Source organism: Niveispirillum sp. FG148 (genome assembly GCF_057809655.1).
In genome coordinates, this window is sequence record NZ_JBMDKJ010000001.1 from 292,385 (window position 1) to 306,101 (window position 13,717).

The 13,717-nt window shown below is 64.4% G+C and carries 15 protein-coding genes; 8 read left to right on the top strand and 7 right to left on the bottom strand.

Annotated elements, in window-relative coordinates:
- Positions 1 to 16 precede the first annotated feature (16 nt).
- From ACODTW_RS01245 to ACODTW_RS01260, 4 genes are all read right to left on the bottom strand, one after another.
- The gene (locus tag ACODTW_RS01245) at positions 17 to 517 is read right to left on the bottom strand and encodes a hypothetical protein (RefSeq protein ID WP_488944047.1); all 501 of its coding nucleotides are present in this window, start codon (positions 515 to 517) and stop codon (positions 17 to 19) included.
- A gap of 302 nt (positions 518 to 819) precedes the next feature.
- The gene (locus tag ACODTW_RS01250; protein ID WP_488944048.1) at positions 820 to 2,817 is read right to left on the bottom strand and encodes a TonB-dependent receptor plug domain-containing protein; all 1,998 of its coding nucleotides are present in this window, start codon (positions 2,815 to 2,817) and stop codon (positions 820 to 822) included.
- Between the two features lie 30 nt (positions 2,818 to 2,847).
- Positions 2,848 to 3,348 carry a hypothetical protein gene (locus ACODTW_RS01255; RefSeq protein WP_488944049.1) on the bottom strand — a complete coding sequence of 167 codons (501 nt, stop codon included), beginning with the start codon at positions 3,346 to 3,348 and terminating at the stop codon, positions 2,848 to 2,850.
- A 329-nt stretch (positions 3,349 to 3,677) separates the two neighbouring features.
- The gene (locus tag ACODTW_RS01260; protein WP_488944050.1) at positions 3,678 to 5,096 is read right to left on the bottom strand and encodes a porin; all 1,419 of its coding nucleotides are present in this window, start codon (positions 5,094 to 5,096) and stop codon (positions 3,678 to 3,680) included.
- 461 nt (positions 5,097 to 5,557) lie between these two features.
- Here ACODTW_RS01260 and ACODTW_RS01265 point away from each other — a divergent pair, with 461 nt between their 5' ends.
- Entirely contained in the window at positions 5,558 to 7,624 is a 2,067-nt protein-coding gene (locus tag ACODTW_RS01265) for an ATP-binding protein (protein WP_488944051.1), read from the top strand.
- Between the two features lie 45 nt (positions 7,625 to 7,669).
- Here the strand turns inward: ACODTW_RS01265 and ACODTW_RS01270 are convergent, their stop codons facing one another.
- Complete coding sequence (locus ACODTW_RS01270; protein ID WP_488944052.1) at positions 7,670 to 8,437, bottom strand: inositol monophosphatase family protein; 768 nt, start codon at positions 8,435 to 8,437, stop codon at positions 7,670 to 7,672.
- Positions 8,438 to 8,527: 90 nt separating this feature from the next.
- Positions 8,528 to 9,064: a c-type cytochrome gene (locus ACODTW_RS01275; RefSeq protein ID WP_488944053.1), complete on the bottom strand. Its 537-nt coding sequence runs from the start codon at positions 9,062 to 9,064 to the stop codon at positions 8,528 to 8,530.
- 168 nt (positions 9,065 to 9,232) lie between these two features.
- Here ACODTW_RS01275 and ACODTW_RS01280 point away from each other — a divergent pair, with 168 nt between their 5' ends.
- From ACODTW_RS01280 to ACODTW_RS01305, 6 genes are all read left to right on the top strand, one after another.
- Positions 9,233 to 10,003, top strand: a complete 771-nt coding sequence (locus ACODTW_RS01280) for a 3-deoxy-manno-octulosonate cytidylyltransferase (protein WP_488944054.1) — start codon at positions 9,233 to 9,235, stop codon at positions 10,001 to 10,003.
- 44 nt (positions 10,004 to 10,047) lie between these two features.
- Positions 10,048 to 10,908 (top strand): prephenate dehydratase, encoded by an 861-nt coding sequence (locus ACODTW_RS01285; protein WP_488944055.1) that lies wholly within the window; start codon positions 10,048 to 10,050, stop codon positions 10,906 to 10,908.
- Positions 10,908 to 11,330 (top strand): GNAT family N-acetyltransferase, encoded by a 423-nt coding sequence (locus tag ACODTW_RS01290; protein ID WP_488944056.1) that lies wholly within the window; start codon positions 10,908 to 10,910, stop codon positions 11,328 to 11,330. Before ACODTW_RS01285 ends, ACODTW_RS01290 begins: the two co-directional genes overlap by 1 nt.
- A gap of 35 nt (positions 11,331 to 11,365) precedes the next feature.
- The gene (locus tag ACODTW_RS01295; RefSeq protein WP_488944057.1) at positions 11,366 to 11,608 is read left to right on the top strand and encodes a hypothetical protein; all 243 of its coding nucleotides are present in this window, start codon (positions 11,366 to 11,368) and stop codon (positions 11,606 to 11,608) included.
- 94 nt (positions 11,609 to 11,702) lie between these two features.
- A complete protein-coding gene (locus ACODTW_RS01300) occupies positions 11,703 to 12,209 on the top strand; it encodes an RNA polymerase sigma factor (RefSeq protein WP_488944058.1) in 507 nt (168 codons plus the stop codon).
- Between the two features lie 61 nt (positions 12,210 to 12,270).
- On the top strand, positions 12,271 to 12,801 hold the full coding sequence (locus ACODTW_RS01305; RefSeq protein ID WP_488944059.1) for a hypothetical protein: 531 nt from the start codon (positions 12,271 to 12,273) through the stop codon (positions 12,799 to 12,801).
- 6 nt (positions 12,802 to 12,807) lie between these two features.
- Here ACODTW_RS01305 and ACODTW_RS01310 read toward each other — a convergent pair whose 3' ends face one another.
- On the bottom strand, positions 12,808 to 13,155 hold the full coding sequence (locus tag ACODTW_RS01310) for an ArsR/SmtB family transcription factor (protein ID WP_488944060.1): 348 nt from the start codon (positions 13,153 to 13,155) through the stop codon (positions 12,808 to 12,810).
- Between the two features lie 49 nt (positions 13,156 to 13,204).
- On the opposite strand from ACODTW_RS01310, the gene ACODTW_RS01315 reads away from it, so the two are divergent.
- Positions 13,205 to 13,672 (top strand): SRPBCC domain-containing protein, encoded by a 468-nt coding sequence (locus ACODTW_RS01315; RefSeq protein WP_488944061.1) that lies wholly within the window; start codon positions 13,205 to 13,207, stop codon positions 13,670 to 13,672.
- Positions 13,673 to 13,717: the final 45 nt, after the last annotated feature.

Genomic DNA, 13,717 nt, shown 5'->3' on the forward strand with positions numbered 1-13,717 from the left:
CTGATCTTGCCGTGACTCAATGCGCGGTGACGAGCATCTGGAAATTCTTGTCGAAGCTGACGCCGGCCTTGGTCAGGGCGGCGGTGTTGACGTGGTACTTGGCAGCACCCGACGCCTGACGTTCGACAGCCAGGGCGCATTTGCCAGCTTCCATGCAGGCCATGTCGCCGATGATCAGCTGGCCCGCACCGGCCTTGCCCGAAACATCGGCGCCGCCGGTCACAATGATGGCGGCAGCACCGGCTATATCACCGGTTCCGTCGACCACCTTCGCGGTCACATCGGCGCCCAGGGCGGTCTTCACCGCATCGCCGGCGGCCGCCTGGCCGCCATCGACCACGATCACAACGGGGGTCGGCTTGGCCGGCTTCGGCTGCACGAAATTCAGGGCCTTTACCGCGACGGTGGCCGTCGGGCCGTCCAGCGCCGCTTGCGCGACGTTGAAATCGGTACCCGCGAGCGCCAATCCCCCAATCAGCGCGGTCGCCCATACCCGGATATGTTTGTTAGGCATCATCAGTCCATCGTTTGGGTGAAATTGATAATTTCAGGATTTACCATGATATCAGAAATATAAATTGTCATCGATGATCTGATACTTCTTAAGGATATGTCGGATATGAGGCATCAAATTGGACCATTATTGAGAAATCGATGTATAGATCAGTTATTGATTTTGTAGATTTACTAAATTTTATTAGATGGAACGGGAAATGTCCCACCCTGGCCGCGAAATGATATTTCGCAGTCGGGGCAGGATAATTTCATGGCTGAGGAGAGGGTCCCCCAAAGCCCCGAAAGGGCCGGGGGACCGGAGGATCAGAACTTCTGGGAGAGCGTCGCGTAGAGACGACGTTCCGTGCGCAGACCGGGGACGGTCAGCGTGTCGGGGCGCAGCAGGTCGGTGCCGGACAGGCGGATTTCCGTGCCGGTATCGAACTGGTAACCGATGGTCGCACCGGCCGACCAGTAGCCGTCGATTTCCACCTTGCTCAATCCCGCAAAGGAGGTGGGCGCCTTCAGCAGGGTACGATGGGATTGGTAGGCCAGATTGGCCTGGGCGGACAGCGAACCGACCGTATAGCCCAGCATGCCCTGGAGCCTGTGCTTGGGGGCCGATCCTTCGTAGTTGATCGGGCGCGTCGTGGCGGTCCGGTTGACTGTCAGGTCGTCATTAATGTCCGTCCAGGTGTAGGACAGCGCATAGTTGAGCCCCTTGTCGGTGGCCCCGGCCAGTTCGACCTCGCTGCCCCAGCTTTTGCTGTCGCCCGCGTTGATCGGCGCCATGGCATAGAGGTTGCCGACCTTGACGAGGTCGCTGCCGATGAAGGATTTCAGATCGGTGCTTTTCTGCCGGAAGACGTTGACGCCGACATGACCATTGATGGCCGGCACCGTGCGGGTATAGCCCAGTTCAACGCTGTCGACGCGCGTCGGATCGATGGTCGGGTTGCCCGACAGATAAACGCCGGGCGCGCTGGCCCTGTAGAGCCCGCCCAGTTCGACCAGCGAGGGCAACTGGTTGGCGATGCCATAGGTGGCGCGGAAGGTGTCGGTGTCCGTGGGCTTGTAGACCAGGCCGCTGTTCAGGCTGGCTTTTGTCATGTCGCGGTCGTAAGCCGCAGCGCCATAGGGAGCCGTCTGCAGGCCCTTGTTCTGCAGGCTGAAGAAATCGACGCGCGCCGCGTTGGTGAAGGTGACCTGATCGGTGACCTTCCAGTCCCACATCACGGCGCCAGCCCAGACATCGTAGCCAACCTTGCCCGTGCCAAACAGCATCTGGTCCAGTTCGTTGTGCCGGAATTCGCCGGACAGCTTCACGGTGTGGTCGGCATTCACCTGGATCAGGTCGGACAGCTGCACCACCGTCGTCTGCACATCCGACACCGCGGCACCGCTGCTGTAGCTCAGGTCCAGCCAGGTGCGGTAGGCCGTGAAATTGACCAGACCGAAGGAACCGGCGTCCGCGGCGATATCCGCCTTAGCCGACGTGGTCTTGAACACGTCCCAGTTATAGGTGAAGGACGGGGTCAGTTCGTACTGATGCACGTTGGAGTGGGTGACTTCCACGCCCGCCTGCACAGTATCCGTCACCTGGGCCATGATCGCGGCGGCAACGTTGGTAGCTTCCGGATTGTCCCGGGCGGCGCTTTCGCCCGCCGTCAGGTTACCCTTGCTGAACTCGTCCGCTTCCTTATAGCCGGCCGAGAAGCGGGCGCCGACCTTGTCGGTCAGCTTCATGGCCTTGGACAGGCCGATTTCCCGCTGGCCATGGTTGCCGATACGGGCTGTCGCCTGACCGGCATTATCATAGAGCGGATTGTAGGTGATGATATTGACGACGCCCGACACGGCATTGAAGCCATAGATGGCGCCGACGGGGCCCTTCACCACCTCGATCTGGCGGATTTCCGACAGCTGCACCGGAATGGCCGACCAGGTCACCAGGGCATAATGATCAGCATAGACCTGACGGCCGTTCAGCAGCACCAGCAGGCGCGGATTGCCCGCCTGGTTATAGCCGCGCAGGCCGACATCGGTGGAGGCGCTGCCCCAGCGCAGCACGTCGACACCCGCCACGCGGCCCAGAATGTCGGGCAGATTGTCCAGGCCGCTGGCCTTGATCTCGGCCGCGGTGATGATGCGCATGGCGGCCGGCGCATCCGACTGCACCTGCGGCTTGCCGGTGGCGCCGGTGGTCACGGCCTGGCCGAACGCATCCTGCAGCGTACCATAATCGATGGTCTGGGCGTGAGCGGCGGTCCCGATCAGGGCGATGCCGGCGGCGGCGGCCAAAAGGCTGATCTTGATTTTCATTGATTATACTCCTGCTGGTCGCGCTACGGCTCAGTGGGCGGTGACGAGCATCTGGAAATTCTTGTCGAAGCTGATGCCGGCCTTGGTCAGGGCGGCCGTGTTGACATGGTACTTGGCAGCACCCGAGGCCTGACGTTCGACGGCCAGCGCGCATTTGCCGGCCGCCATGCAGGCCATGTCGCCAATGATCAACTGACCGGAAGCGGCCTTGCCCGAGATGTCGGTGCCGCCCGTGACAATGATGGCCGCGGCACCGGACACATCCCCGCCCGCCCCTTCGACCACCTTGGCCGTTACATCGCCCCCCAGCGCGCCCTTCATCGCTTCGGCCGCAGCGGCCTGCCCGGCGTCGGCGACGATGGTGACCGGCACCGGCTTGGCCGGCTTCGGCTGGACGAAGTTCAGAGCCTTGACGGCGACGGCGGCCGTGGGGCCATCGACAGCGGCCAGAGCGGGCGAGAAGCCGATCAGGGAGAGCAGGGCGGCTCCGATCGCGGGTCCGGAGGACATCCGGGTGAGGATTTTCGGCATGGGCAATCCATTGTTTGTTTTAAGGAGGCTTGTTCCCAGGCCGGAGCATGGCCCGCCCGCCAGACGCCCGTCATCCCGAGGGCGTTACGTCTTTTGGTTAGTTTCCACTATGGTGGATCTATTTGCCCGGCCGTGTTGCAGGGAAGATACATACGAATATATGCAGACGTATAGGTTATCGCCGTTGCCGTGCCCTGGCGATCTATTCGCTGACCGAAAAGTTGTCTGGTGAATAAAAAAACCCACCGGCGGTGAAGCCGGTGGGCCCTTTGCATCGTATCCCAAGGGGTCGGCGCGCCGAAATTTCGCGCCGACCCCAGAGACCGATATCAGAACTGGAACTGCATGCGGGCGGCGGTGATATCCAGATCGACCTTGGTGCCGTTCGGACGCTCCGTCTCGTTGATCGTGTGGTTCAGCATCAGGCGCAGGGCCGGATTGATGTACCAGTTCACGCCCAGGGTCCAGTTGGTCTCGACACCCGTGCCGCTGCCGGAAACGCCGCCCTTGCGGTCGATCAGGTCGACGCGGCTGTAACGGGCCGCAACTTCCCAGGCGCCGAAGCCGTTCTGGCCGACGGGCCAAGCCGGCTTCACGCCGGTCCATTCGCCGATGTTATAGTTGCGACGCTCACCGGTCAGGATGTAGCCGGCGGAGATGTAGTAGCCGTTGAATTCCGGATCATCCAGGGTCTGCTTGGCGCCCGTGGCGGTGTAGTCGGCATACTTGGCGCCGACCGTATAATATTCGGCGGCGGCCCAGAAGTTCTTGTAATTGACGCCCAGGTCGGCACCATAGCCATAGGCACTGTCGATCTGGCTGATGGTGCCCGTGCTGGTCAGCGAGGTGCGGTTGCCACCAACGCGCAGGCCCGGACGATCACCGAAGCTGATGGAGGTGGTGGCCGTGCCGGCGGTCACCGGACGGGCGGTCGCCTGCGGCGTGGTCTGCATCACGCCCGACACGCCGATGCCGGCCGAACCTTCATTGGCCTGCCAGAAGGCATAGGCGCCGCGACCCAGGATGTTGACCTGGTCGTCGAAGGTGCCGCTGGTGTTGGTCTGGTTGCCCGTGACATAGGCGGCCACGAAGTGGCTCTTGCCCTTGTTGGTCACGCCGATGGCGGTACGGCTGTCGGAACCGCCGATGCCGACGATGATGTTGCCGATGGGCGCGCGTTCCATGAAGGCGATGTCGTTGGAGGACGTGCTGTCATCCAGCGTGAATTTCGGCTGCATCACGCCGGCGACGATCGTCCAGTCCTTGATGCCCGTATAGCCGATATTGGCGGCCTGGATCTGCGTGCCACCGCCGCGGTTGTCGGCGAAGTTGGCGGTGAATTCATAGGTCCAGTCGGTATAGACCTTGCCGGCGACGCCCAGGAAGGCGCGGCGCATCTGGAAGCCGTCGGTGGCGTCCGTCGTGAAGTTCTTGCCGCCGTTGAAGAAGCCGTAATCCATGTGGATGCGGGCGCGGATGGCGGCGTCGAAGGCCTTGTCGGCGGTCTGGACGCGGATGCGGCCACCATCGGCGGTGACCTTGGGCATGGCGTCGATGGTCTTCTTCGTGGCGGCCGTATCCTTGGCGACCGAGTCCTTCAGCGAGTTGATCTGGCTCTGCAGGGCCTGGATCTGCTGGGTCAGCGCTTCGATCTGGGCCTGGGACGGGGCGGCGGACTGGGCCGCAGCCGGGCCGGCAACCAGGACAGCGACGGCAGCGCCGACCAGCAGGGTGGACTTGAGGCTCATTGTTGTTCTCCGATGGGAATTCACGGTCGACAAAAGCCTTTCAGTGCACCGAGACCGCCTGCTCAGATGGTGTCGGTTGCTCGTCAGGCCCCGGCGGACGGGTATCAAACGGGGATTGCCGAATTGATGCGTTTTTATTACGAATTCATGACGTCGCCTGCGTGTTGCATTATGGGCACGACTATTCACGGCTGCTTATACGGGCGGGCTTGTCATCAAACTGTCATTTTCACGCGACCGCTGCTTGGTCGGCGGCGATAAAATCCGCTGATACCCTGTCTTGATGGTCGCGCCCGATCACCGGGCTTCAATCGCCAGCGCCGCCGTCGGCGGCCCGGCTACGCCGCATGTGCGGTGCTGTGGCGGTCGCCGCCATACCCATTCCCGATCCGGCCGGCGCATCTGGAATGGGTATGAATCACAGTTGAAACATTGGTCGATAGGGTGAAGGATGACCAACCTTGACCGGACGATCGCATCATCAGCAAATGCAGGAACCCTCGCCCGTCCCGATCCGCTACCCGCCTGCCCCATCGCCCGGGCGCATCGGCGGCTTTTTCTTTTCAGTCATGGCCATCCTGTTGCTGCTGGCGGCGGCCATGGCCATTGCCCTGTTCGTGGCGGCCCAGCATTTCGACCGGCAGGAGAATGACAAGACCGTGCAGCGTGTGCGCCGCACGCTGGCGGCGTCGGAGGCGGTGCTGGGGGCGACAGTCCGCGACTATGCCGGCTGGGACGCCGCGGCCACCCACCTGACCAACCCGCTTGACGAGGCCTGGGCGGACGAGAATGTCGGCCTTTATCTGAACGGCGCCTTTCGCGTTGCCGCCACCCTTGTCGTCAACCGGCAGGGGCAGGTGACCTATGCGGTGCAGGACGGCAAGCGCCTGTCACCCGAGCGTCGGGCCGAACTGACCGTCCCGCCCCCCTTGCAGACATTGATCGGCCGCAGTGTTGCCACGCCGCCCGGCATGACCGAGGCGATGACGGGGGTCGTTCGCCTGCCCGATGGGCTGTATCTGGCCGGCGTGGCCGATATCCGGCCCGGCCTGGGGGGACCCGTGCGGGAGGATGGCGCCGCCCTGGTCTTTCTCCTGCGCCTGGACCGGGCGGCGATCGCCCGGATGCTGGACACGCTGCTGCTGGACAATGTGGACATGCCCAGCCGGCCCGTCGTCAGTGCCAACAGTTCGCTGCTTGAACTGCGGGAGGCCGGGGCCGCCATCGGGGCGCCGCCGGTTGGATGGATAAGCTGGCGCAATCCATTGCCCGCGCATGATTTCCTGGCGGGAATCGCCTGGGTCCTGGCGCTGCTGTGCGGCGTGTCCATCACCCTGGCGGGATGGCTGCTGCTGCGCGAACAGCGGGCCGCGGCTACAAGGCGGGCGGCGTCGGAATGGCTGCGACAGGCAGGCGAACGCTATCGCGGCTTGATCGATACGCTGCCAGACGCGGTCTGCCTGCTGAATGACGGACGGATCAGCCTGATCAACAGGGCCGGGGTGGAGCTGTTGAACGCCATGGAGGGGGAGGCGCTGGTTGGCCGGCATTTCGTGGACCTGGTCTATGAGCGCGACCGGCTGATCTTCCACCGCCGCATGCAGGCGGGGGGAAAGCCGACGCGCCTGGAATGGTCAGCCCTGCGCCTGACGGCCGCCAATGGCATGACGGTGCCCGTGGACCTGGCCATCCTGACGTCGCCCGACGATGGTGTCGGGGAATTGACGCTGGTGGCGCGCGACCGGCGCACGGAGATCACCAATAACGAAAATCTGCGCGCCGCGGAAACCCGCGCCGCGGTGGCCGACCGGGCCAAAGGCCAGTTCCTGGCCAATATCAGTCACGAGCTGCGCACGCCGCTGAACGCCATTATCGGCTTTTCAGAGATTCTGCGCGACGAACTGCTGGGCAGCCTGGGGACGCAGCAGTACCGCGAATATGCCAACGACATCTATGAGGGCGGCCTGCACCTGCTGCGGCTGGTCAACGACCTGCTGGATATTGCGCGCATGGATGCCGGCACGTTCGAACTGCGGGAAAGCTGGGTGGATATCACCGCCCTGATCGAACGCTGTGAACGGCTGGTGCGGGAGAAGGCGGCGGAAAAGGGCATTCCGTTGCGCATCGACGTGTCGCCGGCCGGCATCCGCGTCCTGTCGGACGAGGTGCGCATGAAGCAGATCATGGTCAACCTGATCGGCAACGCCATCCGCTTTTCCGAAACCGGGCAGCGCGTCGATGTGCAGGTGCGGATCGATGGCTTGACCGGCGATCTGCTGATCGATGTGGCGGATCACGGCATCGGCATGACCGTGGACGCCATGCGCATCGCGCTGGAGCCGTTCGCCCAGGTCGAAGCGGGCCATAACCGGCGTCAGGCGGGGGCGGGCCTGGGCCTGCCGCTGGCCAAGGGCTATGCCGAGGCGCATGGCGGCACGCTGACCATGCAGAGCACGCCCGCCGTGGGCACCACGGTCACGGTGAGGCTGCCCGCTTCCCGGATCGGCGGACCGGGATCGGTGCGCTGAGGGCTTAACCCCCACTTGCCGCCAGCCGCGTGCCGCCGGGCCGCGTCAGCGGCGGTCGCGGAACATGGACAGGACGTGGGCATGCAGGGCCGGGTCGCCGGCCGCCACGACATTGCCGTTGCAGCCCAGGCGCAGCGGCTGGCCGTCCCAGTCGGTGATGACGCCGCCCGCCCCTTCGATGACGGCCACCAGGGCAGCCCAGTCATAGGGCTGCAAGCCTGCCTCCACCATCAGGTCGATGAAGCCGCTGGCCAGCAGGCCGAAGGCATAGGCATCACCGCCCCAGACCATGTAGCGGCTGGACGCCTGGGTCATGGCGAATTCGACCTGATGGAAGGGCATGGTGGCCGCCTGAGTCGCCAGCGCGATATCGGGGCAGGGGCGGGTCTGCACAGGCTGGCCGTTCAGGGTCGTCTGCCGGCCGCTGATACCGACCCAGCGGTCGCCGGTGATCGGCTGATCGATGATGCCCATCACGGGCACGCCGCGGTGCAGCAGCGCGATCAGGGTGGTGAACAGCGGGCGACCGGTGATGAAGGACTTGGTCCCGTCGATCGGGTCGATGACCCAGACATATTCGGCATTCAGGTCGCGGCTGCCATGCTCCTCGCCCAGGATGCCATCGTCGGGACGCTCCGCCTCCAGGATGGCGCGGATGGCCGACTCCACCTCCCGGTCGGCGATGGTGACGGGGGAACTGTCCGCCTTCACATCCACCGCCACCGGCGTGCGGTAATGACGGCGGGCAACGGCCCCGGCGGCATCCGCACAGCGGTTGGCAAGATCAAGCAGGTGGTCGCAAACGACAGACATCTCACATCTCCTGACCCGGAAGGGGCGCCCCAAAAAGAAAGGGGCGGCATCGCTGCCGCCCCTCATACCATGTTCCGAAGCCGATGCCGATTACGGCAGCGGGGCCGGATTGTCCGCCAGCGAGCGCAGATAGGCGATCACGGCGGCGCGTTCCTCGACCTTCTTGAAGCCGGCGAAGTTCATCTTCGTGCCGGGCACGGCCACCTTCGGGTTCGCCAGGAACTTGTTCAGGTGTTCGTAATCCCACACGCCTTCCTGCGACTTCATCGCGTCGGAATAGGCGAAGCCTTCGGCATGGGCGTGCTTGGCGTTCACGACACCCCACAGGTTCGGGCCGACCTTGTTGGCGCCGCCCTTTTCAAAGCTGTGGCAGGCCGCGCAGGCCTTGGTCAGCTTCTGGCCAGCCGCCGGATCGGCAGCAGCCAGCAGCGGGCTGACCGGATCGGGTTCCGCCGGGGCAGCCGGAGCAGCCTCCGCCGTTGCGGATTCCGGCACGTCCACCTTGTAGGCGCGTTCCGCCGGGAAGTTCGGGTGGATCAGCTTCTTGGAGACGAAACCTGCCAGAAGGGCGATCAGAGCCGCCGTCAGGATCGCCATGAAAATCTTATTGAAGGTGCTGCTTGCCATCAGTCCTAATCCCTTGGGTACGCCGGGCGCGGGCACAATAACGCCAACATGCGGGCACGTCCATGCCTGCCATGCCGGAAATCCATGCGCGATACTTAGCTGAAGGATGCATGAACGCACATGGCTTTCCGCCTTGACCTGACGGACCAAATGTCGCACGGGAAAACCATGACAGAGAAGAACCAATCGCTGCCGCGCCATCCCCTGGTGGTCATTCCCGCCCGTATGGGGTCCACGCGCCTGCCCGACAAACCGCTGGCCGACATCCATGGCGCGCCCATGATCGTGCATGTCTGGCGCCGCGCGATGGAGGCCGGGATCGGCCCCGTGCTGGTCGCGGCGGCCGAGCCATCCATTGCCGATGCGGTGACGGCTGCCGGCGGGCAGGCGGTGCTGACCGACCCTGACCACCCGTCCGGGTCGGACCGGGTGTGGGAGGCCGTGCGCCGCATCGACCCCGAGGGCCGGCACGACGCCATCGTCAATGTCCAGGGCGACCTGCCCACCATCGACCCTGCCGCCATCCGCGCCGTGTTCGGGCCCCTGGCCGACGCGTCGGTGGATATCGCCACGCTGGGGGCGGTCATCACCGAGGCGGCCGAACGCACGAATCCGAATGTGGTGAAGGCCGTGGTGGAGATGGCGGAGGGGGCGGTTTCCGGCCGCGCGCTTTATTTCACCCGCGCCACCGCACCCTGGGGCGAGGGGCCATTGTTCCATCATATCGGGCTTTACGCCTATCGCCGGGCTGCCTTGGAACGGTTCGTTTCCCTGTCGCCTTCCGTGCTGGAACGGCGGGAGAAGCTGGAACAGCTGCGTGCGCTGGCCAACGGCATGAATATCGCGCTGGCGCGGGTGGACATTGTGCCGCTGGGGGTCGATACCATCGAAGACCTTGACCGCGCCCGCCGGATGCTGGCCCCATCGCCGGCGCTGTGATCCCCACGGCGCCGATCCTTCTCCGTCTGTTGAAGAGCCAAGACATGCCCGCCTCCACCATCGCCTATCAGGGCGCGCCCGGCGCGAACTCCGACCTGGCCTGCCGCAGCGTCTTTCCCGACATGGTGTCGCTGCCCTGCGCCTCGTTCGAGGATGCGTTCGCCGCCGTGCATGAGGAACGGGCCCGGCTGGCCATGATCCCGGTGGAAAATTCGGTGGCGGGCCGCGTCGCCGACATCCATTACCTGCTGCCGCGCGGCGGCCTGCATATCGTGGGCGAGCATTATCACCGCGTCGTCCACTGCCTGGTGGCGCCGAAGGGCGCCACCATCGAAGGGCTGAAGGAGGTGCACAGCCACATCCAGGCCCTTTCTCAGTGCCGCACCTATCTGCGCGACCGCGGCCTGACGCCGGTCAACAATGCCGACACGGCCGGGGCCGCCGCCGATGTGGCCAAGTGGAACGATCCGACCAAGGCCGCCATCGCCTCGGACCTGGCGGCCGAGATCTATGGCCTGCAGGTGCTGGCCAAGGGGATCGAGGATGCGGCGCATAACACCACGCGCTTCCTGATCCTGGCACGCGAACCCAATGTGCCGCCGCGGGAAACGGACAGCGTCACCTCCTTCGTCTTCCGCGTGCGTTCCGTCCCGGCGGCGCTTTACAAGGCGCTGGGCGGGTTTGCCACCAACGGCGTCAATATCACCAAGCTGGAAAGCTATATGGTCGATGGCCGGTTCACGGCGGCGCAGTTCTATATGGATGTGGAAGGCCATCCGGAGGAAAGGTCGCTGCGGCTGGCCATGGAGGAGCTGGGCTTCTTCGCGCGCGAAGTGACGTTCCTGGGCGTCTATCCGGCCCATCCGTTCCGCCGTGAACAGCAGCAGCAGGGTGGCGGCATCTGATGGTCCCCGGCGCTGACGGCTATGATCTGCTGACCGGCGTACCGGAGGTGGCGGATTATTGCCGCCTGCGCCGTATTTCCGGCCTGTCGGAGAAGACGGAACAGGCGGCGGCCATCGGCCTGCCCAACAGCTGGTACGGCGTGCGCATCGTCAAGGATGGGGCGGTGGTCGGCATGGGTCGCGTCATCGGCGATGGCGGCTGCTTCTTCCAGGTCTGCGACATCGCCGTCGACCCGGCGCACCAGGGGCGCGGTCTGGGCAAGCGTATTGTCGCCGCCATCGTCGATCATCTGCACGCCCATGCACCCAAAAGCGCCTATGTCAGCCTGATCGCCGATGGCGACGCGCAGTACCTGTACGCCCAATACGGGTTCAAGCACACGGCCCCGGCCAGTGTTGGCATGGCGTTTCTGGTGGGGTAATCTCTTTCCGGTTGGTGTCGGCCCGGGGGTGAGAGATGGATGCCAAGACGCTGTTTATCCTGGCCCTTTGCCTGTGGTCGGCCTTCGACCTTGCCTGGCCGCAGGTGACGGCAAGACAGGTGGAAAAGCGGATGCAAGCCGGCGATGACCGCTATTTCGATGAACAACGATTCTACCGTGCCTATGCCATCCTGCGCGAACCGCGCCTGATCCGGTTGCGGGCGGCGGTGGTGCTGACGATGGCCCTGTTTGCCCTGGGTCTGCTCCATTATTCGTGAGATTTCACCAAGAGGCGGAAAAAGCTTCGACCCAATGTAAGAACATGCCTGCCGCCGCCGTCTAACGGATCGAACCAGCAACGGGGGGCGTGACGTGGAGGGGCAGGACCAGATTTTCCGGGAATGGATGCGGGCGCATCTGGGCATCCTGGTCCATATCGCCCGCGCCTTCGCCGACCCGGCCGATCAAAGCGACCTGCTTCAGGAACTGCTGCTTGCCGTGTGGAAGGCAGCACCCGCCTTCCGGGGCGAGGCATCGGCCGTCACCTTCATCCATCGTGTCGCCCATAACCGGGCCCTGACCTGGCGGCGGCGGGAGAACTGGCTGTTCCGTCGCGCCCGCCAGGGGCAGGCCGAGCTTGCCCTGCTGATGCTGGATACGGGCGACGCCGCGGAGCAGGTGCGGCTTGACCGGTTATATGCCGCCATCCGCGGACTGCCGCCGATCGACCGATCCCTGATGCTGTTGTCCCTGGAAGGCCTGTCCTATGCCGACATGGCCATTATCCACGGCATGTCCACAACCAATGTCGGGGCGCGCCTGACCCGCGCCCGTCAGCGTCTGACCGCCCAGATGCGGGAGGAGGAAACGCATGCATGACGATCCTGTCACCCGGACGTTTCAGTCCGGTCCCAACCACCCGGATCCTGCACGGAGCGACATGATGATCGAGACGATGATGCGTGACCTGACGGGACGGCGCCACCGCACGACGCTGTTCCTGGGGGCGGTGGGGGCCATCGTGGCCCTGCTGACCGGATTGGGGCTGTTGCAGACCATGGCGTCGGACGGTGATGCCCGCGACAGTGCCGCATCCCTGGCTTTGCTGGCCCCTTGCTGGCTGATGCTGGTGCTGTTCGCCGGTCGCCATTGGCGCCATCTGCGCGACCATGCGGGTACGGGGGGCAGCCTGCCGGAAGTCTGGGCGGCCTTGCTGGATGCCAACCGGGCCGCCCGGCAAAGGCTGCTGATCGTGGCCGGCGCCTGGGCTGTCATGCTGCCGCTGTTGCTGCTGGCCGTGTCGGCGCTACGCGATAGCGGCAAGATGAGCGGGCAGAATGCTGAACAGTTCCTGATCCTGGCCGGGGGGGCGATGCTGGCCGTGGCGGCCTTTGGTCTGGCGAAATACCGGCTGCATCTGGGGCCCGAGCGGCGCCGGCTGGAGTCGCTGCTGTCGGAACATAAGGGCTGAGACGGTTTACACCTTTTCATCCGGCCCGGCCGGCACCTCCACCTGACGCTTCAGCCGCGCCAGCAGGGACGAGGCATAGGCGGCATAGGGGCCGATCCAGCGTTCATGGATGCCGTGGATGGGCAGGGCGTCCAGATGATTCCAGCGTTCGCGCCCCCGCCGTTCCGCCACCACCAGCCCCGCATCCTCCAGCACCTTCAGATGCTGCATCACGGTGCAGCGATCAATGTCCGGCAGGCTGTCGCACAGCATGCCCGTGGTGCGCGGCCCCGCCTTCAGCAAGTCCAGCATCTGCCGCCTGGTGCGGTGGCCCAGCGCCTTGAACAGCGCGTCATCCAGATCATCGTTTGACATGTTATAATTCTATAACATAATGGGGGCGGGTAACAGGGAGGAAATGATCATGGATGTGAAATTCACGGTGGGCGGCCGCATCGCCAAGCCGGTGGCGGAAGTGTTTGAGGCGGTGGTCAATCCCGGCGCTCTGTCGGAATATTTCGCGACGGGCGGCGCGCAGGGCCGGCTGGAGACCGGGGCCGTTGTCACCTGGGATTTTCATGATTTCCCAGGCGCTTTTCCTGTGCGGGTGGTGGACGTGGTTCAGGATCGCAGCATCACCCTGCAATGGGACGGACGGGAAGGGGCCGTAGACGCCGATGAGGCCGGCCACCGGCGCACGACCATCGTCATGACGTTCGAGCCGCTGGACGATGGCCGCACCTGGGTGCGCATCACCGAATATGGCTGGTCGGAAACGCCGCAGGGGCTGAAGACATCCTATGGCAATTGCGAGGGCTGGACCGGCATGCTCTGCGCCCTGAAGGTCTGGCTGGAGCATGGGGTGAAGCTGCGGCAGGGGTTTTATAAGTAGGATGGAAGTGACGGAAGAATATGCCATTATTCTCAAATGCTACTT

What these genes read in the sequence shown, in the direction of transcription:
- ACODTW_RS01280 (WP_488944054.1), top strand. Translation starts at nt 9,233, where the DNA reads ATGACAGAGAAGAACCAATCGCTGCCGCGCCATCCCCTGGTGGTCATT.
- ACODTW_RS01310 (WP_488944060.1), bottom strand. Translation starts at nt 13,155, where the DNA reads ATGTCAAACGATGATCTGGATGACGCGCTGTTCAAGGCGCTGGGCCAC.
- ACODTW_RS01250 (WP_488944048.1), bottom strand. Translation starts at nt 2,817, where the DNA reads ATGAAAATCAAGATCAGCCTTTTGGCCGCCGCCGCCGGCATCGCCCTG.
- ACODTW_RS01245 (WP_488944047.1), bottom strand. Translation starts at nt 517, where the DNA reads ATGATGCCTAACAAACATATCCGGGTATGGGCGACCGCGCTGATTGGG.
- ACODTW_RS01305 (WP_488944059.1), top strand. Translation starts at nt 12,271, where the DNA reads ATGATGATCGAGACGATGATGCGTGACCTGACGGGACGGCGCCACCGC.
- ACODTW_RS01270 (WP_488944052.1), bottom strand. Translation starts at nt 8,437, where the DNA reads ATGTCTGTCGTTTGCGACCACCTGCTTGATCTTGCCAACCGCTGTGCG.
- ACODTW_RS01260 (WP_488944050.1), bottom strand. Translation starts at nt 5,096, where the DNA reads ATGAGCCTCAAGTCCACCCTGCTGGTCGGCGCTGCCGTCGCTGTCCTG.
- ACODTW_RS01295 (WP_488944057.1), top strand. Translation starts at nt 11,366, where the DNA reads ATGGATGCCAAGACGCTGTTTATCCTGGCCCTTTGCCTGTGGTCGGCC.
- ACODTW_RS01285 (WP_488944055.1), top strand. Translation starts at nt 10,048, where the DNA reads ATGCCCGCCTCCACCATCGCCTATCAGGGCGCGCCCGGCGCGAACTCC.
- ACODTW_RS01275 (WP_488944053.1), bottom strand. Translation starts at nt 9,064, where the DNA reads ATGGCAAGCAGCACCTTCAATAAGATTTTCATGGCGATCCTGACGGCG.
- ACODTW_RS01290 (WP_488944056.1), top strand. Translation starts at nt 10,908, where the DNA reads ATGGTCCCCGGCGCTGACGGCTATGATCTGCTGACCGGCGTACCGGAG.
- ACODTW_RS01255 (WP_488944049.1), bottom strand. Translation starts at nt 3,348, where the DNA reads ATGCCGAAAATCCTCACCCGGATGTCCTCCGGACCCGCGATCGGAGCC.
- ACODTW_RS01315 (WP_488944061.1), top strand. Translation starts at nt 13,205, where the DNA reads ATGGATGTGAAATTCACGGTGGGCGGCCGCATCGCCAAGCCGGTGGCG.